Raw genomic sequence first — 19,392 nt, forward strand, 5'->3', positions numbered from 1 at the left:
CTCAGCGGGCCGAATTCGCTCGCGCCCAGGGGAGGGGCGCCTCCGGGCGCTCCTTCGCGAGGTCGGCGGGGCTGATGAGCATCTCCCGCGCCCTCGTGACGATCAGCCAGGCGGGCAGCACGATGATGCACAGCATCGGCAGCACCGTGATGTCGTCCACGAGCGCGACGGCGACGAAGAGGGCGACCCAGCCGTCGCGCGCGATGGCGAGCACGACGCCGAGGATGCCGCAGGCGACCGCGAGCGACATCGGCAGGCCCGGGAGCAACGCGGCGCCGAGCAGTCCCGCCGCGACCCCGAGGAACACGGCGGGGAAGATGCGGCCGCCGCGGAATCCCGCCGAGGCGGCGACGACCAGCGCCGCGAGCTTGACCAGCAGGATCATCGTGAGCTGCCCGGGCGGGTAGGCGCTCGGATCGGCGAGGAGCTGCTCGCTCTGGTCGAGGCCCTTGAAGAGCGTGATCGGGCCGCCGATCGCGCCGAGCAGACCGAGCACGACGCCGCCGAGGGCGGTGAACAGCAGCGGATGCCGCAGGGCGCGGAACGCGCGGTGCACGAGCGGGAAGAGGTAGACGCCGACGAGCGCGAAGGCGGCGGCGGCGCATGCGACCACTGCGCCGAGCAGCAGATCGAACGGCTGCGGGGCACCGTACGGGTCGAACGGCGCCTGCGCGCCGAAGCCCCCTCCGACGAGGAACGTCGTGACCGATCCCGCGCCGGCCGCGACGAGGGGGAGGAACAGCTTGTCCCAGAGCGAGCCGCCCATCTTGAACTCGCCCACCATCCCGGTGAAGACGAGCGCGGCGGCGACCGGTGTGCCGAAGAGCGCGCCGATGGTCGCCGAGATCGCCAGCGCCCCGATCAGCGCCGGGGGCACCGCTTTGGAGATCCGCGCGAGGATGGCGACGGCCAGCGACACGTTGATCGCGATGATCGGGTTCTCGGGCCCGAGGCTCACGCCGCCGGCGAGGCCGAGGATGACCACGACCACGAGGCCGGGCAGCACCGACAGCTTGAGCGGCGTGGCCGCGAGCTCGGTCGTCGCAGAGTCAGGACCGGCGTGACCGGGCATGAGCCACACCACGAGCCCGACGGCGATGCCGGTGAAGGTGAGGACCGCGAAGATCCACCACGGCGAATCGGGCGCGATCCCGAGGGAGTCCGGCAGGCTCGTCCAGAGCCCGTCGTCGAGCTGGTCGGCGATGAGGTCGACCGCGCGGAGCGACAGTGCGGAGAGGACCCCGATGAGGATCGCGGGGATCGACAGCAGCACCAGGCGTCGGACGGTGAGCTGCGGCCCCGGCGGCGTGGCAGGTGCGGGCGAGGCGGCGGAGGGGCCGGGCATGGGCACACGATAGCGGCCACCGGCCACGACCGCGAGGATCGCGGACGACACGATCCCGCGCGGCGGGGCGCGTCCCGCAGGCCGCACGGGCACCCATGCGCCATGATTCGGCTGTGGACGAGCACACCTGGCACAAGCGCACCTCCGCGCCGCTGATCGTCGCGGGCCTCGCGTACCTCGTCGCGTACTCGTGGCGGGTCATCGCCGACCTGGAGGGTCCGAGCCGGGCCGTCGCGACGACCGTGATCGCCGTGACCTGGGCAATGTTCATCGCCGACTACCTCGTGCGCCTCGCACTGGCGGACAACAAGCGGGTGTGGTTCCGCAAGCACCTCCCCGCCCTCACGTTCGCGCTCGTCCCGGTGCTGAGGCTCGTGCGCCTGCTGCGGGTGCTGACGCGTGTGCCGGGAATGAAGACGACGGCCGGCGGCGTCCTGCGCACGCAGATCCTCGTGTACGGGGTGGGCGCGTCGCTCATCCTCATCTACCTCGCCTCGCTCGCCGTGCTCGAGGCCGAGCGCCACGCACCCGACGCCAACATCACGAGCTTCGGCATCGCCGTGTGGTGGTCGTGCGTGACGGTCACGACCACCGGCTTCGGCGACTACACACCGGTGACGGATGCCGGACGCCTGGTCGGCGTGGGGCTGATGTTCGGCGGTGTGGCGCTCGCCGGGGTGATCACGGCGACGTTGGCGTCGTGGGTGCTCGAGCGCGCCGCGCGCGACCACGACGACGAGGAGCCGGCGACCCGCGCGCAGCTCCGCGCGCTCATCGAGAAGATCGACGCGCTCACCCCGCCCCCGGCGCCCGGTGGCGCTCCGGGCCCCGAGCGCGGTCCAGGCCCGGAGCACGGCGCCGGGCCGATGGGAGACGGCGGCGACGACCGCCCGGGCGGCTGATCGGGGGCCATTGGGGCGGGCGGCGGGGCGCAGCATCCGTCTCCCCCTCACGCAAGAAGGCCGCGTCCCCCGGAGGGTGCGCGGCCTTCTCGACGGTGGGCGTCAGGAGAGCAGCTTGGCCTTCGCGGCCGCGAACTCCTCGTCCGACAGGATGCCCTGAGCGTGCAGCTGCGCGAGCTGCGTGATCTTCGCCATCATGTCGTCCTGTGCGGGAGCAGCCGCCGGCGCGGGCGCCTGTGCGGCCTGCGCGTTGGCGACGGTCTGGGCGGCAGCCTGGTCCATGGCCGCCTGCTGCGCCTGGGCCTCGTAGGCCTGCTGCTGCGACTGGTCGTAGTACTTCTGCTGCTGGTGGCGCGCGACGCTGCCCGAGACGGCCGTCGCCGTGCCGGCGACGACAGCGGTGCGGGCGGCCATGCCGATCAGGCCGGGGCGGCCCATTCTTCCGAGTGGCATGTCTTCCTCCTTACTCGGCGTTCTCGGACAGGAACGCGTTGACGATCGGTGCGGGGATGCCCTCGCGCGCGATGACGGCGCCGCCGGCGTCGTAGAGCGCCGCGGCGAACGACTTCGCCCACAGGAGCTCGACCACGAGGATCGCGGCCGACTTGCCGTGCTCGAGGCTGTCGGCCAGGTACAAGATGTCGTCCTGGCCCGCGAGGCCCGCGAGGTCGAGCGCCGGAGCGCCGTCGTCGATGGTGTCGGAGAGCTCGAGCACCTCGATCTCGCCCTCCGGCGAGCGGCGCGCGAACACGAGGTCGAGCACGTTCACCGTGCCCGAGGCGACGAGGTCGTCGATCGCCTGGAGCACAGCGGGTCCCGGGCGGTCACCATCGAAGCCGATCGCGTAGAACTCGATCGGGCCGTAGTCGAAGGTCGTCATGTCTTCTCCTGTTCCGGTGCCGGCTCAGGCCGCCAGCGCCTTGGCCTTGAGAGCGTCGAACTCGGCCTGCGAGATCGCGCCCGAGTCGAGCAGCGACTTCGCCTTGGCGATGTCGTCGGCGGCGCTCGAGCCGCCGGTGCCCGCCGTCTGGCGGATATACGCGTCCTGCGCCGCGCGGAGCTCCTGCGCCTGCTCGATCGACCGCTTCTGCATGCTGCTTCCACGGGCGATCAAGTAGATCAGCGCGGTCAGGAACGGAACGAAGATCAGGAACAGGATCCACACGGCCTTCAGCCAGCCGTTGAGCTCGTGGTCGCGGAAGATGTCGCCGATGATCGAGAACAGCACCATCAGGTACGCGACGAAGACGAAGATCCAGAAGAACCAGAGGATGAAGTCCCAGAAGCCGCCACCCATGTCACACCAGCTTTCTCGACGGGACGAGCCGTCGGAATCGAATTGACGAAGGGACCGACTCTGTCGTCGTCATCCCCTGGCAGAACCGTACTCCCAAAACACCCGTGGGAACCAAGGAAAATCCACGCCGCGTCGGACTGTTCCTCAGGAGTTCAGAGGCCCCATCATTAGGGCATGACCGACCCCGCCGAACCCGTCTCGCCGCCTGTGTCCGCCGAGGAGGCCGTCGCCGTCGCGCCCGACCGCCCGCGCCGCTTCTCGCGCGTGCTGGCTGGGCTCGACCATCCGCTCGCGACGGGGTTCCTCGTGACGCTCGGCGTACTGGGCGCGCTGGTGCTGGGCTCGGCCATCGGGTCGATCTCGACGATCCTCGTCTACATCATCCTGGCCATGTTCCTCGCCGTCGGCCTGGATCCGATCGTGCGCATGCTGGAACGCCACCGCGTCAAGCGCGGCGCGGGCATCGCGATCGTGTTCGCCGGCTTCGCGCTGGTGATGGTGGCCTTCTTCGTCTTCGTGCTGCCGCCGGTCATCGCCCAGATCGTGCAGCTGGTGCAGGCCATCCCCGAACTGGTCGAGAACATTCCGCAGTCCGAGTGGTTCGCGCGTCTCGCTCCCGACGCGCAGGTCGCGGTGCTCGGCGCGCTCCAGCAGATCGCCGAGTGGATCTCGGCCCCCTCGACGCTGGCCGCCCTCGGGGGCGGAGTTCTGGCGGTCGGCGTGGGCTTCGTCGCCGCGATCTCCGCGAGCTTCGTCGTCATCGCGCTGACGCTCTACTTCCTCGCCTCGCTCACGGCCGCCAAGCGTGCGCTGTACGCCCTCGCGCCGGCACACAGCCGCGTGCGCCTCGCCGACCTCACCGAGCGCATCACCGACTCCGTCGGCAGCGCCCTCATCGGCTCGGTCATCCTGTCGTCGATCAACGCAGCCGTCGTCTTCGTGCTGCACGTCGTGATCCAGCTGCCGTTCCCCGCGCTCATGGCCGTGATCGCATTCGTGGTGACGCTCATCCCGCTGTTCGGCTCGGTGATCTTCTGGATCTTCGCGTCGATCATCGCCCTGTTCACGAGCCCCACGCAGGCGCTCATCTTCTTCATCGCGTACCTCGTGTACATCCAGCTCGAGTCGTACGTCGTGAGCCCGCGCGTCATGAACCGGGCGATCGAGATCCCCGCCGCTCTCGTCCTCATCGGCGCGCTCGCCGGCGGCGCCCTGGCCGGCATCGTGGGCGTGCTGGTGGCCCTGCCCGTGATGGCGTCGATCCTGCTGATCATCCGCGAGGTCGTGGTCCCGAGGCAGGACCTCAAGGTCTAGCCGCGCTCCGCGCGGTGCGAACACCGAGAAACCTCATGTCGCGCGAGACACCACGAGCCGCGGGGTCGTCTCCACCGCATCGAGGTTTCTCGACGTCACCCGGAGACGACAGCGCCGCGGACACGCAGAACGGATGGCGGATTCCCCGGGCCGAGGCATCCGTCGGCCGAAGAGTCAGTTGAGGGCGGACGTCAGGCGCATCAGGCCGTCGAGGAAGGTGGCCTTGGCGGGCTCGCGCCGCCACTCCTCGAGGGTGAGCTCGCGGCCGGCGTCGCGGTAGGCCTGCTCGACCTCGCGCATGCCGGCGACGAAGGACTCGCCGCGGACCATCAGCGAGACCTCGCTGTTGAGGCTGAACGAGCGGATGTCCATGTTGCTCGAGCCGATGACGGCGATGTCGTCGTCGATCGAGAAGTGCTTCGAGTGCAGGATGAACGGCGCGGGGTAGAGGAAGATCCGCACGCCCGCCTCGAGCAGCACCTGATAGTACGACCGCTGCGCGTGCCACACCATGAACTGGTCGCCGATCTCCGACACGAACAGCTGCACCTCGAGGCCCCGCTGGCAGGCGCTCGTGATCGCGTAGACCATCGCCTCGTCCGGCACGAAGTAGGGGCTCGTCAGGATGACCTTCTCGGTCGCGCCGTAGATGAGCGACAGGAACAGGCGCAGGTTGTTCTCGGTGTCGTAGCCGGGGCCGCTCGGCACCACCTGGCACTGCAGCGCGCCGGGCGCGGTCGACACGGGCAGCTGCGCCGCCGGCACCTGGGCGGTCTGCGACAGGTCCTCACCGGTCTCGATGAGCCAGTCCGACAGGAAGACGGTGTTGACGGATGCCACAACCGGCCCGGTCAGCCGCGTCATGAGCTCCTGCCACTTGAGGCCGCGCTTGATGTTCTTCGGCGACTCGTAGTCGCGGGCGATCAGATTCTGCGAGCCCATGAAGCCGACGCGGCCGTCGACCACCACGATCTTGCGGTGATTGCGGAGGTCGGGACGCTGGTACTTGCCCTTGAACGGCTCGACGGGCAGCATCCAGGCCCAGGTCACGCCGATGCGGTCGAGCTCAGCCAGCATCGCCTTGCATCCCGGCACCTTCTTCGTCGCGACGTAGTCGGCCAGGAGGCGCACCGAGACGCCGCGGGCGACGGCACGCTCCATCGCGGCGAAGAATCCGCGCGTCGTGTCGTCCCACCCGACGATGAAGAACTCGATGTGCACGAAGTCCTTCGCGGTGTCGATCTCAGCGGCCATCGCGTCGATCGACTCCTGGTAGTGCGGAAGCAGGGTGGCCTCGTTGCCGCTGGACGCGGGGAGGGCGGTCAGCGCCTGGTTCTGCTGCACCACGCGCTGGAACCACCGCGGCCACGCAGCATCCGTCTCGTCCAGCGCGTTGTCGGCGACGCGGCGGCGGATGATCTCGTCGATGCGGGCCTGCTCGGCTCGTCGCTCCTCGGGCAGCCGGAAGTTGCCGATGACGAGGTAGAGCACCACGCCGACGCCCGGAAGCACGACGATGAGCAGGATCCACGCCATCGCCGCCGTGGGCTTGCGCCCGCGAGGGATGACGATGAGCGCGGTGATCACGATCGCGGCGTGCACGAGGGCCGCGAGAGACCAGGACAGGTTGGCGAGGAATCCGGAATCCACGAGGTCAGTGTGGCACCAGTGAACGCCCGACACGATGATCGGCGGGCCCCGGAGCATCGTCGGCGCGTCGCCGCCGATGGGTAGATTCGGCGCATGACGACGAAGCGTGCTGCGCCGCGCCCTCGGTGGCTGCTGCCGACGTTCGCCGGCTACCGTCGCGAGTGGCTCGCCCCCGATGTCATCGGCGGCATCTCGGCCGGGGCCGTCGTCGTACCGCAGGCGATGGCCTACGCGACGATCGCGAACCTGCCGGTGCAGGTCGGCCTCTACACGTGCATCGTGCCGATGCTCGTGTACGCCCTCCTCGGCGGCAGCCGCGCGATGAGCGTCTCGACCACCTCCACGATCGCGACGCTCACCGCCACCACGCTCGTGTCGGCAGGCGTCGCCGCGTCGGCCGAGAGCGCCGCCGACGCCCTCGGCTCCCTCATGATGCTGACCCTGCTCGTGGGCGGGATCCTGCTGCTGGCCAGACTGTTCAAGCTGGGCTCGCTCGTCGAGAACATCAGCGGTGCGACGCTGCTCGGCATGAAGATCGGCGTGGGCGCCACGGTCGCGGTCGGGCAGCTGCCGAAGCTCCTGGGCGAGACGTACAACTTCTCGGGGCACGGCTTCATCCGTTCGCTCGCAGCCGTCGGCGAGGCGTTCGGGAGCGTCAACTGGCCCACCGTCGCCCTGTCGGCCGGGTCGATCGCGACGCTCCTTGTGCTCAAGCGCTTCGCCCCGCGAATGCCGGCGACCCTCATCGTGGTCGCGGCCGGCATCCTGCTCGTGGCCTTCGCGGGGCTCGAGCAGGCGGGCGTCGATCTCATCGACCCGGTTCCCTCAGGACTCCCGGTGCCCGGCCTTCCGGACCTTGCCCACCTCACCGCGCTCGTGCCCGGGGCGCTCGCCATCGCCGTGATGGCCTTCCTCGAGTCGGCCGCCGTGGCGCGCGGCATCCGTCAGACCTCCGAGCCCCAGATCGACAGCAACCAGGAGCTGTTCGCCACCGGCGCCGCGAACGTCGCGGGCGCGTTCTTCACGACCATGCCGGCGGCGGGCGGGTTCTCGCAGAGTGCCGTGAACCAGAGCGCCGGAGCCAGGACGCAGCTGTCCACGCTCGTCACCGTCGCCCTGGCCGTGCTCGTGTCGCTGTTCCTCGGGCCGGTGCTGAGCCTGCTGCCCGAGGCGACGCTCGCCGCGATGGTGTTCGTGGCGGTGATCGGGCTCATCGACATCCCGGAGCTCGTGCGGTGGCGGCGCATCAGCCCGCGCGACTTCTGGGTCGCGGTCGCGGTCGCCCTGATCGGACTGGTGGCGGGTCTGCTGGCGGCGGTCGCGGTCGGGGTCGTGGTCACCCTCGTCATGGTCCTGCGCGAACTCAACATCCCCAAGGTCGTGATCGAGGACGCGCGAGGCGAAGCCATGGCCGTGCATGTCATCCGTGCGATGTACACCGCCAACGCGCTCGAGAACGAGCAGGCGATCCTCGAGCTCGTGGCCGACCGGGACGCGGCCGCGGTCGTGCTCGACCTCGAGCGGCAGTACCTCGTCACCATCACCGTGCTCGACATGTTCGAGGACCTCGACCGGGAGCTCGCGCAGCGGGGGGTCACGCTCCACATCGCCGCGCTCCCCGACACGGCGGAGACGGTCGCCCGCCGCACGCCCTGGTACCAGGGTCTCGAGGCCGCGGGCCGCGTGCACGCCACCGTCGAGGAGGGGCTGGCGGCAGCATCCGTCTCCCGTCCGTGAAACGAGGAGGACGGATGCCTCGCAGCATCCGTCCTCTCGTCGACCCGGTCAGTCGCGCGCGTAGGCGGCGGCGAGGTGCGCCTCGAGGTCGAGGTACACGTCGTCGCCGATGTCGAACACGATCTTGGAGATCTCGCCGCCGGTGAAGTCGAAGCCGTAGCCGTACAGCGACGACACCGGGTCGGCGCTGTCGCGGCCGATCGTGAGGCCCTCGCCGCACAGCGAGAAGTGACCGAGCACCGTGCGGATCTGCTTCTCACCGACCTGCTCGTCGTCGATGTAGAGCTTCACCGGTCCCTTGGGCTCGCGGTAGTCGCCGGTGCCCTCCTTGACGAACTCGATGCCGATGATGTGCCTGCCCGAGGTCGGGACCGGCGCCGAGACGCGGTCCTCCGGCGGAATACCGAGGAAGTTGTAGACGTAGTGCACCTCGCCGTCCTTCACCACGAGCGCATGGCCGCCGAAGCGCGAGCCGTGCGCGAAGATCACGCCCTGCGTGTCGGGCGTGAACTCGACCTCGGCGAGGATCTTGTACGAGCCGCCGTGCACGTTGGCCGCCGACCGCTCGGGGATCTCGCTCGTGCCGGGGTAGTAGACGAACTGCCCCGACGGCGGAGCGGGTTGGTGGAACTCCATCGCGACGAACGTCTCGAAGTCCTTCGGGTTGCCGATGATCTGCAGATCGTTCAGCGGCAGCACGTTGTTGGCCTTCGCCTCCTCGAGCCAGAGCGCCTTGAGCTCATCGACCCTGTCGGGGTGCTCGGCGGCGAGGTTGTGCGCCTCGGCCCGGTCGACGTCGGTGTGGTAGAGCTCCCACTCGTCGTCGTCGAAGCGGCTGCGGCCGGCCATAGGGCCGTGCACTGTCACGGCCTTCCATCCCTGGTGCCAGATTCCCCGGTTGCCGAGCATCTCGTAGTACTGCGTCTGCTTCTGCGTCGGCGCGTCCGGCGCCGCATCGAAGGAGTACTTCATGGATACGCCCGACAGCGGCGCTTGATCGACGCCGTTGTACGTGTCGGGGAAGGCCACGCCGCACGCCTCAAGGATCGTCGGCACGATGTCGGTGGAGTGGTGATACTGGTGGCGCACCTCTCCCTTCGCGGTGAACCCGGCCGGCCAGTGGATCACCAGGGGGTCGCACACGCCTCCCTGGTAGACGTAGCGCTTGAACATCTTGTACGGAGTCGAGAACGCCGCCGCCCACCCGGTCGGGTAGTGGTTGTAGGTGTCGGGCGAGCCGAGCTTGTCGACCAGGCGCAGATTGTCTTCGAGGCTGTCCGGATAGCCGCCGAAGACCTTGCCCTCGTTGACCGAACCGTTGGCGCTGCCCTCTCCCGAGGCGCCGTTGTCGGCGCAGTAGATGATGAGCGTGTTGTCGAGCTGACCCGACTCCTCGAGGTAGTCGACGATCCGGCCGACCTGCGCGTCGGTGTATTCGCTGAAGCCGGCGAAGACTTCGGCCATGCGGCTGAACATCGCCTTCTGCTCGTCCGACAGCGTGTCCCACGGGAGCACCTCGTCGGCGTCGCTGAAGGTTCCGTCGGGCAGCGGGTTGAGTTCGGTCAGGGAGGTGTCGGCCGGAAGGATGCCTCGCTCGACCATCCGCGGGAGCACCCATTCGCGGTACGCCTCGTACCCGTCGTCGAACTTTCCTTTGTACTTGTCGATGTACTCCTGCGGGGCGTGGTGCGGCGCGTGGTTGGCACCGGGGCAGAACCACAGGTACCAGGGCTTGTCGGGCTCGGTCTGCTTCACGTCGCGGATCATCTTGAGCGCCTGGTCCGCGAGATCCTTGGACAGGTGGTAGCCCTGCTCCGGCAGGTAGGGCTGGTCGATGTAGTGGTTGTCCTCGGCGAGCGACGGGAACCAGTTGTTCGTCTCGCCGCCGATGAAACCGTAGAAGCGGTCGTAGCCCTGGGCGAGTGGCCAGTTCTTCTTCGAGGCGCCCGCTGTCCACTCGTCGATCGGCACGTTGTGGTTCTTGCCGACCCAGAACGTCGACCACCCCGCATCCCGCAGGACATTCGCCATGGTCGCATTCGACGGGGGGATGTGCGAGTTGTAGCCGGGGAAGCCGGTCGACGACTCGGAGATCGTCGCGAAGCCGTTGAGGTGGTGGTTGCGGCCCGTGAGGAAGGTGGAGCGCGTGGGGGAGCACAGGGCGGTGGTGTGCCACTGCGAGTAGGTCAGGCCGTTCTCGGCAAGCCGGTCCATGGTCGGCATGTTGATCCGGCCGCCGTACGGCGACCACGCCGCCATGCCCGTGTCGTCGTACAGCACGACCAGCACGTTGGGCGCGTCCTTCGGCGCCTTGGTCGGCAGGAACGCGTCCCAGTCGGCCACCGAGTCGCGGACGTCGAGTTCGATCTTTCCCTGGAATTCCCGAGGCACAGGGTTCTCCGTTCTTCACACCGGTCACAACGCAGAAGGGACCCGACGAGGCCCCTCACTATGGACCCTATTGAGACTCCGTGTCCCGCGAAAGGGTCGACTCACCACCGCGCTAGAGTCGCGACCATGAGCGAGCCGCTGCCCTCGTGGCGCGACACGGCGACCCGTGCCGCGATCGTGGAGTTCGTCTCCGCCGTGACCGCCGAGGGCGGCCCCGACTTCGTCCCGCCGGACGCCCGCGTCGCGGTGTTCGACAACGACGGCACACTCTGGACCGAGAAGCCGATGCCGACGCAGCTGCACTACCTGCTGCAGCAGTGGAAGGCGCAGGCCGCGGCCGACCCGTCCCTCACCGACCGGCAGCCCTACACGGCTGCGGCCTCGGGCGATTTCACGTGGCTCGGAGAGGCGGTCGACAAGCACTACGCCGGCGACGACTCCGACCTCGGCGCGCTCATCGAGGCCGTGTCGGGATCGAGCGCGGGGGCGAGCGTGGAGGAGTACGAGGCATCCGTCGCCGCGTTCTACCGCGACGCCCGCCACCTCTCGCTCGGGAGCTCCTACGCGCACACCGTCTACCAGCCGATGGTCGAGCTGATCCGCTACCTCGAGGCGAACGGGTTCACTGCGTACATCGTGTCGGGCGGCGACCGCGACTTCATGCGGCCGATGACCCAGGACTACTACGGCATCCCCGCCGAGCGCGTCGTCGGCACGGGCATGGGACTCGAATACGACGCCGACGACAACGTGGTGCGGTACACCGCGAAGCTCGCGTTCTTCGACGACGGCCCCGAGAAGCCCGTGCGCATCTGGATGCGGGTCGGCCGGCGCCCGATCCTCGCCGTCGGCAACTCGAACGGCGACATCCCGATGCTCCGGTTCGCGCAGGGCAGTCCGCGCAGCCTCAGCGTGCTGATCCACCACGACGACGACACCGGCCGGGGTGATGCCCCCTACGACAAGGGTGCCGAGAAGGCGCTGGCGGCAGCATCCGTCCACGGCTTCACCGTCGTGAGCGTCCGCGACGACTGGTCACGGGTCTTCCCGCCGGCGGACTGAGCGCGCCGGGCCGAGGGCGTTTCGTCGCGCTTCGCTCGCTCGACGACCGCAGGTCAGGCGTCGGCGGCGCAGCGGAAGCCGATGTGCGACATGCCGGTGTCCTCCGCCTGGGGGGAGCGCGCCGCGGGGCGGAAGCGCAGGCAGTAGTCGGGCGAGCACAGGTGCGAGCCGCCCTTGAGCACGCGGCGCGGGATCGAGGGGAACCCGTCCTGTGCGCTCGCCGCGGCGAGCAGGTTCGCGCGCTTGCCGGCGTCGACGGGCTTGTCCGACAGCCGCAGGTGGCGCGGCGTGTAGTAGTCGGTCGTCCACTCCCACACGTTGCCGGTCATGTCGTACAGCCCGTAGCCGTTGGGCTCGTACGAGCCGACCGGCGCGGCATCCCCGACGCCCTGGTTGTCGTACGGGAACCGCCCGAGCCATGAGTTCGCCTGCGCCGCGCCGCCCGGGTAGGGCTCATCGCCCCACGCGAACCGCTTGCCTTCGAACCCGCCGCGAGCGGCGAACTCGTGCTCGGCCTCGGTGGGCAGGCGCAGCCCCGCCCACTCGGCATACGCGGTCGCGTCCTCGAAGGCGACGTGGACGACCGGATGCTGCAGCCGCTCGTCGATCGACGACTCCGGCCCGAAGGGCTTGCGCCAGAACGCGCCCGGCTGCCATCGCCACCAGTTGCGCCAATCGCGCAGGTCGACCGGACCCGGTGTGGGGGTGAACACCATCGCGCCCGGCACCAGGTCGGCGGGATCGGCGCCCGGGAAGGCCGCAGCGTCGAGCTCGCGCTCGGCGACGGTGACGTAGCCGGTGTCGTCGACGAACGCGGCGTACTGCGCGTTGGTGACCGCGTACCGGTCGATGCGGAACGGCGCGACCTCGCGCTCGTGCACGGGCTGCTCGTCGGGGTAGAACTCGTCGGAGCCCATGCGGAACACGCCGCCGTCGAGGAGCACCTGGTCGTGGGCCGCCGCAGTCACCGCTCCACCGTAGCCCGGCGCTTCATCGCTCACCTGTCACGATGTGCCGCCCGGCCCGACACATCGTGACAGGTGAGCAGACAGGTGAGGGTCAGAACGAGCCGATGCCCTTGCCGATGAGCGAGACGCCGATGACGAGCAGCAGCACGGCCATGATGACGGCGTTCTCCCTCGACAGCCACACCCGCAGGGCGTCGAGGGGGTCGCGGAGCTTGTCGGCGGCGATGAGGTATCCCACCACCGGAACCAGGACGGTGGATGCTGCGATCACCGTGAAGATCGCGATCACGAGCACGATCTCCCCGATCTCGAGGACCGCCGACCCGATGTCGACGCCGGCCGCCGCCGCGAGGAGGAGGTTCTTCGGGTTGACGGCCGACAGCAGGAAGCCGAGCCCGAGCGCGACCGGGAACGTGACCTTGTCGATCGCCTGCATCCACTTCGGCATCGCGGGCTCCTCGCCCGCCTTCGGCCGCCCGCGCCACTGACGCAGCGCGAGCAGGATCAGCAGCGCCCCCAGCACGAGCTGGATCACGCCCTGGATCGGCTTCGAGGCATCCTCGTCCTGCCCGGGGAGGATCGACGACAGCAGCGTGAACACGGTCACGGCGACGACGATGCCGAGCACCCAGCCGAGGAGGAACCCCACGCTCGTCACCCGCGCCTTCGGCGACAGGAGCATGAGGATCGCCGCGATGATCGGGATCGGGCTGATCGCCACGCCGAGGGCGAGGGGAAGGATCTCTCCGATGACGGCGCCCATGGGCGTCCTCCTGAGGGTGTCGAGCGACAGCGGCGTGGCCTACCGTATCGGCCGACGGCCCTCAGACGCCGTTGATCCGGTCGCGCCACTCCAGGAGCGCCCTCACGGGCGCGAGGTCGTAGTCGGGCCCGTCGATCGCCGGGACGATCAGGCGGAAGCCGAGGTCGTACAGGCGGGATGCGGCATCCGTGCCCTCCAGCAGCGGGCCGAATCCGCGAACGGTGTAGCCGGTCGACAGCTCGATGTCGGCCGGGTCGCGACCTTCGCGTGCGCACCACTCGTGCAGCACGCCGATCTTCCGGTCGAGGTCGTCGAGCCGCGTGAAGGTGTGCCAGATGTCGGCGTGCTGTGCGACGAGCCGCAGCGTCTTGCGCTCGCCCTGGCCGCCGATGAGGATCGGGATCCGCCGCGTGGGTGCGGGGTTCAGGCGGTCCCAGCGGGCGCGCACACGGGGCAGGTCCTCGGCGAGATCGTCGAGGCGCGAGCCGACGGTGCCGAACTCGTAGCCGTACGCGTCGTAGTCGGGCTGCGCCCAGCCTGAGCCCGTGCCGAAGATGAGCCGGCCCGTGCCGGTCGCGCGTGCGCTGATGTGATCGACGGTGCGCGCCATGTCGGCCTGCAGGTCGGGGTTGCGGTACGAGCTGCAGTTGACGAGCGGACCGAACTCGACGCGCTCGGTCTGCTCGGCCAGCGCTGCCAGGACCGTCCACGCCTCGAAGTGCTCGGCCTCGAACGGCTCGGTGAGCGGGAAGAAGTGGTCCCAGTTGAAGATCGCGTCGACGCCGAGGTCCTCCGCGCGCAGCACCGCGTCCCGGTACGCCGCGTACGACGCGTGCTGCGGCGCGAGCTGCACGCCGATCCGCAGGGGACGATGGGACGCCGGATGCCTCGACTCGGTCACATCGGGGAGTCTCTCAGCTCTTCGGCTCGATGCGGAGCACCTCGGGCGACTCGCCGACGGTGAGGTCGTCCACGACGCGGAGGGTGCGGGCGAGGTCGTCGACGCTGCCGATCACGGTGCCGAAGCGCTCGCGGTCGGAGCAGACCGCGGTCACCGTGACGAAGTGCGTGCCGGTGTCCCACGTGTAGGTGGCGAACGGCGGGGTGCGGGTGTCGGACGGCAGCGCCATCTCGAGCTTCTCCCCGACGCCGAGGTAGGGGTTGCGGAACGACTCGGTGTCGTCGTACTCCATCGGCATCATCGCGCGGGCGGCGCGGAGGTCGTTGGTGGCCTGCTGCACCTGCGCCATCACGACGACGAGTTCGGCATCGGCCTTCCACACCCACACCAGCACGCGGCCCGCGGCCTTGCGCATCAGGAAGGGCGCGGCCTGGCTCATCGCCCAGGCGGCGAAGCCGTTCCCGGGGCGTGGCTGCCCGGTCGCGCCGGCGGCCGACTCGATCGGCACGGCGCCCGCCGGACCGATCATCATGCCGCCGGCCTGGTTGAGCAGCATCCGTATCGCCGTCTTCCGGTGACGGCGCCCGCGGAAGCCGAGCGACTCGGTCACGGGCACCCAGAGGTTCGGGTCGGCGTCGGCCTGCAGTCGGGGCATGCGACCAGGGTACGTGCCGCGACCGGCGCGTTCCTGGGGAGGCCCCGGAAACCGCTCGGGTAGGGTGGAGGGCGCGTGGCGACCAGCCGCCGCCGCGCGTCCCCGCCGCACAGACAGGCCCAAAACCCCGTGACCGATCCTGCGACGCCCGACGACACCCCCGCCGACGCCGCGAGTCCTCGCGCACTCAAGATCCTCTACGGCGCCGACACGTTCCTCCCGCACGTGAACGGCGCCGCCCGCTTCGCCGAGCGCCTCGCCGCCGGCATGGTCGCGCGCGGCCACGACGTGCACGTGATGGCGCCCAGCAAGACGCACCGCGAGCACGGCACCTTCACCGAGGTCATCGAGGGTCAGCGGATGACGATGCACCGGCTGCCGTCGTGGCGCTGGTATCCGCATGACTGGCTCACGTTCGTCCTGCCGTTCCGCTCGAAGTACTACGCGCGCCGCGTGCTCGACGAGGTGCAGCCCGACGTGGTGCACATCCAGTCCCACATCGTGATCGGGCGCGGCCTCACGCGCGAGGCGCGCAAGCGCGGCATCCCGGTCGTCGCGACCAACCACGTCATGGCGGAGAACGTGCTCGACTTCACGGTGCTCCCGGCGCCGTTGACCCGGTACGCGGTCAAGCTCGCGTGGGAAGACGCCGAGCGCACCTTCAAGATGACGCGCGCGGTCACGACCCCGACCCGCAAGGCCGCCGAATTCCTGGAGCGCACCGTCGACATCCAGGACGTCATCCCCGTCAGCTGCGGCATCGACGCCTCGAACTACACGGCCGACCTCACGCCCCGCGACGCGCACCGGCTGGTGTTCGTCGGCCGCCTCACGACCGAGAAGCAGATCGACGTCGTGCTCCGCGCGATCGCGACGCTCGACCCGGCGCTCGACGTGCGCTTCGACATCGTGGGCTCGGGGGATCAGCGCCGCAACCTCGAGCAGCTCGTCTCCGAGCTGGGCCTCGGGGACCGCGTCCACTTCCACGGCCACACGACCGACGAGGAGCTGCGGTCGCTGCTGACCGATGCGAGCCTGTTCGTGATCGCGTCGATCGCCGAGCTGCAGTCCATCGCGACGATGGAGGCGATGGCGTCGGGCCTTCCGATCGTCGCCGCAGACGCGGTGGCCCTGCCGCACCTGGTGCACGACGGCGAGAACGGGTACCTCTTCCGGCCCGGCGACGTCGACGACCTCGCCGCCAAGCTCACGACGGTGCTCACGCAGGAGCCCGAGGAGCGCGCCCGGATGCAGCATGCCTCGCTCGACGGCGTCAAGGTCCACGACATGAAGCGCACGCTCGACACGTTCGAGGCGCTGTACCGCGACGAGCCGCTGCCGGAGTAGACCGCAGTGCACGTCGTGATGTTCGGCGACCAGCACGCCGAGTCGCTCGGCGGGGCGCAGGTCTCGATGCGGCTGCAGCGCCGCTTCCTCGAGAAGGCCGGCCACACCGTCACGATGGTCGCGCCCGCGATGCACGGCCCCCGCGCGCGGCGTGGGGCGCCCGACCCCGCCTACGTCGACCTGCCGTCGGTCCCGATCACGGTGGACCGCGAGTACTCGATGACGTGGCCCGGACGGCGCACGGATCGATGGTTGGATGCTGCGATGGCGAGCCGCCCGCCGGTCGACGTCGTGCACATCCAGGGCGACTTCTGGGGTGCGTTCATCGGCGTCCGGTACGCCCAGCGGCACGGCATCCCGATCGTCCATACGATGCACAACCGGCTCGACGTCGGGATCGAGGCGACCACGCCGTTCCCGAAGACGGTGCTGCGGGTGCTGAACGCGTGGCAGCGCCGCGCGCTCGGGCGATGGTTCGAGTCGAAGACGTCCGGCCGCGACGGGTGGGAGTTCCTGCGGCGCTTCGCCGCCCGCGCTGACGCGGTCACGGCTCCCTCGGCGCACTTCGCCCGACGTCTGGAGGAGCACGGCGTCGTCCCCGGCGCCGGCCGCGTGCCGAGCGACGGCGGATCGCCCGCTCGGCCGGAGCCTGCGGTCGACGTGATCTGGAACGGGATCGACGATGATGCGCTCGACGAGGTGCTGCCGACGTCGCCCGCGCAGCGGGCTCCCGGGCCGCCCCGGTTCGTCTGGCTGGGCCGCATGAGCCCCGAGAAGCGCCTGCTGCCCTTCCTCGAGGCGGTCGCGGCGTCGGGCATCGACGCGGAGGTCGAGCTCATCGGCGGCGGCGGTCAGCTGCGCGCAGCGCGGCGTCTCGTCGAGAAGCTCCGGCCTCGCGCGAGCGTTGTCTTCGCGGGACGGATGCCGTACGCCCAGACCCTGCGGCGCATCGCGGCGGCCGACGCCGTCGTGCAGACTTCGATCGGCTTCGAGACGCAGGGCATGACGATCTTCGAAGCGGCCTCGCTCGGAACCCCGTCGGTGGTCAGCGACCCCGACCTTGCGGCCGAACTCGGCGCGGGTCACTGGGCCGTGGGGGACGGCGTCACCGCGGACCCGTCGGTGGCCGCGCTCGCGGACGCGCTGCGGGTCGCAGCATCCGATATCTCCGCCGGAACGCCCCCCGTGCCCGACCCGACCATCCGCGAGCGATTCCGGCAGTCGTCGCGCACCGCGGCGATGGTCGAGGTCTACGACCGCGTCACCGCCTGACCTGGCACGGAATCGCGAAAGGGTGGATCTCCGCACGTGTGGTTGTGCGGAAACCCACCCTTTCGCGTTCCTGGATCGGCTGCCGGTCGGGGGCCGAGTCAGGGGAGGCGGGTGCGGTCGGTGGGGAGACGGTGGTAACCGTCGTTGCGGAGGGCGGCGATCGTCGAGGCGAGGGCCACCGCGGAGAGGGCTGCGAGAAGAATCACCATGAACATGGCAGAAACGCTACGCTTGCGGTGCGACTGCCACGAGTGGCAGAATGGACACACATCGCACGAAAACTGCCAGTCGCGGAGGTTCGCATGAAAACGGTGGCCTGCATCGTCACGGACGGGTTCGCGCCGTTCGAGTTCGGGGTCGCATGCGAGGCGTTCGGCCTCGATCGCTCCGACGACGGCATCCCGAACTTCGACTTCCGGGTGGTCACGCCCGACCCCGGCGTCGTCCAGTCCAAGATGGGCTTCTCGATCAATGTGGATGCCGACCTCTCCTTCGCGTACGAGGCCGACCTCGTCGTCGTGTCGCCGGTTCCGCACCAGTACTGGGGCAGGGTCGACGACCGCGTGCTCGACGTCATCCGCGCCGCTGTCGCCCGCGACGCGTGGGTGCTGAGCGTGTGCAGCGGCTCGTTCGTCGTCGCCGCGTCAGGCGTGCTGGACGGCCGCCGCGCGACGACGCACTGGATGTACGCGCAGAAGATGAAGGAGATGTACCCGTCGATCGACGTCGACCCGGACGTCCTCTACGTGCAGGACGGCCGCATCATCACGAGCGCCGGCACCGCGGCCGGCCTCGACGCGTGCCTGCACCTGCTGCGCCAGGAGCTCGGCGCCGAGCTGACCAACATCATCGCCCGCCGCATGGTCGTGCCGCCGCAGCGCGACGGCGGCCAGGCCCAGTTCATCGCGAACCCGCTCCCCGCGACGACGTCGCTGTCTCTCGCACCCGTCACCGACTGGATGCTCGACAACCTTCGCCTGGATCTCACGGTCGACCAGCTCGCGACGAAGGCGCACATGTCGCCGCGCACCTTCGCGCGCCGCTTCAAGGCCGACTTCGGTGCGACGCCTGCCGCGTGGCTCGCGCGGCAGAGGATCATCCACGCCCAGCGCCTGCTCGAGAAGACCGACCTCGGACTCGATCGCATCGCGTACGAGAGCGGGTTCGGGTCGGCGGCGGTGCTGCGCCAGAACTTCGCCCGCGTGCTGGGCATCACTCCCACGGCGTACCGGTCGCGCTTCGCGTGCCACCTCGACGAGGCGTGCGACGACACGGGAATGACGGATGCCCCGGCCTCCGCCGAAGCGGGGGCCGAGGCATCCGTTCTCGTGTCCGTCGCGTAGGGGACCGGTTCGTCCCCTACGAGGGGGTCAGGCCTTCTTGGCGTCGATCTCGCGGCCGTGCACGGTGAGCGCGTAGATCACGACGACGTCGATAGCGAGCAGCGCGAGCGACAGCCACGGCTGCACCGAGATGAGCGACAGCTGGCCGATCGCGTTGATCGCGACCAGCACGATCGCGGTGACACGGGCCCACTTCGCGCCCAGGAGCAGGAACACGCCCACGAGGATCAGCAGGGCGCCGACGATCAGGTGCCACCAGCCCCAGCTCTGGATGTCGATCGAGAAGAGCGCTTCCTGTCCGAGGAAGTAGGCCGTGTCGGGCCCGATCAGGGCCTGGAGGCCGTGGAATGCGTCGATGGTGCCACCGACGATGAGGACGACGGCGGCGAAGACGCCCCAGCCGGCCCAGCCGGAGGTGTTGACGTCGGAGTTGGTCATGGCGAGG

The 19,392-nt window shown here is 69.8% G+C and carries 18 protein-coding genes; 7 read left to right on the top strand and 11 right to left on the bottom strand.

Annotated features, from left to right (window positions below):
* Window position 1: 1 nt before the first annotated feature.
* On the bottom strand, window positions 2–1,345 hold the full coding sequence (locus tag ACFQ7C_RS17975; RefSeq protein ID WP_378904430.1) for an ion channel protein: 1,344 nt from the start codon (window positions 1,343–1,345) through the stop codon (window positions 2–4).
* A gap of 113 nt (window positions 1,346–1,458) precedes the next feature.
* Here ACFQ7C_RS17975 and ACFQ7C_RS17980 point away from each other — a divergent pair, with 113 nt between their 5' ends.
* On the top strand, window positions 1,459–2,247 hold the full coding sequence (locus tag ACFQ7C_RS17980) for a potassium channel family protein (protein WP_378904433.1): 789 nt from the start codon (window positions 1,459–1,461) through the stop codon (window positions 2,245–2,247).
* 102 nt (window positions 2,248–2,349) lie between these two features.
* On the opposite strand, the gene ACFQ7C_RS17985 is transcribed toward ACFQ7C_RS17980, so the two are convergent.
* The 3 genes from ACFQ7C_RS17985 to ACFQ7C_RS17995 are packed head-to-tail and all read right to left on the bottom strand — an operon-like array spanning window position 2,350 to window position 3,544.
* Window positions 2,350–2,685: an SHOCT domain-containing protein gene (locus tag ACFQ7C_RS17985; RefSeq protein WP_378904545.1), complete on the bottom strand. Its 336-nt coding sequence runs from the start codon at window positions 2,683–2,685 to the stop codon at window positions 2,350–2,352.
* Window positions 2,686–2,710: 25 nt separating this feature from the next.
* Window positions 2,711–3,127 (bottom strand): DUF6325 family protein, encoded by a 417-nt coding sequence (locus tag ACFQ7C_RS17990; RefSeq protein WP_378904436.1) that lies wholly within the window; start codon window positions 3,125–3,127, stop codon window positions 2,711–2,713.
* 24 nt (window positions 3,128–3,151) lie between these two features.
* Entirely contained in the window at window positions 3,152–3,544 is a 393-nt protein-coding gene (locus tag ACFQ7C_RS17995) for an SHOCT domain-containing protein (protein ID WP_378904439.1), read from the bottom strand.
* Window positions 3,545–3,718: 174 nt separating this feature from the next.
* Between ACFQ7C_RS17995 and ACFQ7C_RS18000 the strand changes: the two genes are divergently transcribed.
* On the top strand, window positions 3,719–4,858 hold the full coding sequence (locus tag ACFQ7C_RS18000; RefSeq protein ID WP_378904442.1) for an AI-2E family transporter: 1,140 nt from the start codon (window positions 3,719–3,721) through the stop codon (window positions 4,856–4,858).
* 174 nt (window positions 4,859–5,032) lie between these two features.
* On the opposite strand, the gene cls is transcribed toward ACFQ7C_RS18000, so the two are convergent.
* Window positions 5,033–6,508 carry a cardiolipin synthase gene (cls, locus tag ACFQ7C_RS18005; protein ID WP_378904445.1) on the bottom strand — a complete coding sequence of 492 codons (1,476 nt, stop codon included), beginning with the start codon at window positions 6,506–6,508 and terminating at the stop codon, window positions 5,033–5,035.
* Between the two features lie 93 nt (window positions 6,509–6,601).
* On the opposite strand from cls, the gene ACFQ7C_RS18010 reads away from it, so the two are divergent.
* Window positions 6,602–8,245 (top strand): SulP family inorganic anion transporter, encoded by a 1,644-nt coding sequence (locus ACFQ7C_RS18010; RefSeq protein WP_378904448.1) that lies wholly within the window; start codon window positions 6,602–6,604, stop codon window positions 8,243–8,245.
* Between the two features lie 48 nt (window positions 8,246–8,293).
* On the opposite strand, the gene ACFQ7C_RS18015 is transcribed toward ACFQ7C_RS18010, so the two are convergent.
* Window positions 8,294–10,636: an arylsulfatase gene (locus tag ACFQ7C_RS18015; protein WP_378904451.1), complete on the bottom strand. Its 2,343-nt coding sequence runs from the start codon at window positions 10,634–10,636 to the stop codon at window positions 8,294–8,296.
* Window positions 10,637–10,762: 126 nt separating this feature from the next.
* On the opposite strand from ACFQ7C_RS18015, the gene ACFQ7C_RS18020 reads away from it, so the two are divergent.
* Window positions 10,763–11,698, top strand: a complete 936-nt coding sequence (locus tag ACFQ7C_RS18020) for an HAD family hydrolase (protein ID WP_378904454.1) — start codon at window positions 10,763–10,765, stop codon at window positions 11,696–11,698.
* A gap of 53 nt (window positions 11,699–11,751) precedes the next feature.
* Here ACFQ7C_RS18020 and ACFQ7C_RS18025 read toward each other — a convergent pair whose 3' ends face one another.
* From ACFQ7C_RS18025 to ACFQ7C_RS18040, 4 genes are all read right to left on the bottom strand, one after another.
* Window positions 11,752–12,666 (bottom strand): formylglycine-generating enzyme family protein, encoded by a 915-nt coding sequence (locus tag ACFQ7C_RS18025; protein WP_378904457.1) that lies wholly within the window; start codon window positions 12,664–12,666, stop codon window positions 11,752–11,754.
* Window positions 12,667–12,757: 91 nt separating this feature from the next.
* Entirely contained in the window at window positions 12,758–13,429 is a 672-nt protein-coding gene (locus ACFQ7C_RS18030) for a GAP family protein (RefSeq protein WP_378904460.1), read from the bottom strand.
* Window positions 13,430–13,490: 61 nt separating this feature from the next.
* Window positions 13,491–14,330: an LLM class F420-dependent oxidoreductase gene (locus tag ACFQ7C_RS18035; RefSeq protein ID WP_378904463.1), complete on the bottom strand. Its 840-nt coding sequence runs from the start codon at window positions 14,328–14,330 to the stop codon at window positions 13,491–13,493.
* 13 nt (window positions 14,331–14,343) lie between these two features.
* On the bottom strand, window positions 14,344–14,985 hold the full coding sequence (locus ACFQ7C_RS18040; protein ID WP_378904466.1) for a hypothetical protein: 642 nt from the start codon (window positions 14,983–14,985) through the stop codon (window positions 14,344–14,346).
* A 129-nt stretch (window positions 14,986–15,114) separates the two neighbouring features.
* Between ACFQ7C_RS18040 and ACFQ7C_RS18045 the strand changes: the two genes are divergently transcribed.
* The 3 genes from ACFQ7C_RS18045 to ACFQ7C_RS18055 all read left to right on the top strand — a co-directional run bounded on the left by ACFQ7C_RS18045 (window position 15,115) and on the right by ACFQ7C_RS18055 (window position 18,947).
* Entirely contained in the window at window positions 15,115–16,332 is a 1,218-nt protein-coding gene (locus ACFQ7C_RS18045; protein WP_378904469.1) for a glycosyltransferase, read from the top strand.
* Window positions 16,333–16,338: 6 nt separating this feature from the next.
* Complete coding sequence (locus ACFQ7C_RS18050) at window positions 16,339–17,604, top strand: glycosyltransferase (RefSeq protein ID WP_378904472.1); 1,266 nt, start codon at window positions 16,339–16,341, stop codon at window positions 17,602–17,604.
* A gap of 302 nt (window positions 17,605–17,906) precedes the next feature.
* Complete coding sequence (locus ACFQ7C_RS18055; protein ID WP_378904475.1) at window positions 17,907–18,947, top strand: GlxA family transcriptional regulator; 1,041 nt, start codon at window positions 17,907–17,909, stop codon at window positions 18,945–18,947.
* A gap of 27 nt (window positions 18,948–18,974) precedes the next feature.
* Here the strand turns inward: ACFQ7C_RS18055 and ACFQ7C_RS18060 are convergent, their stop codons facing one another.
* Window positions 18,975–19,385 (bottom strand): hypothetical protein, encoded by a 411-nt coding sequence (locus tag ACFQ7C_RS18060; RefSeq protein ID WP_378904478.1) that lies wholly within the window; start codon window positions 19,383–19,385, stop codon window positions 18,975–18,977.
* Window positions 19,386–19,392 lie beyond the last annotated feature (7 nt).

This window comes from Microbacterium sp. NPDC056569, from assembly GCF_042793475.1.
GTDB lineage: Bacteria > Actinomycetota > Actinomycetes > Actinomycetales > Microbacteriaceae > Microbacterium.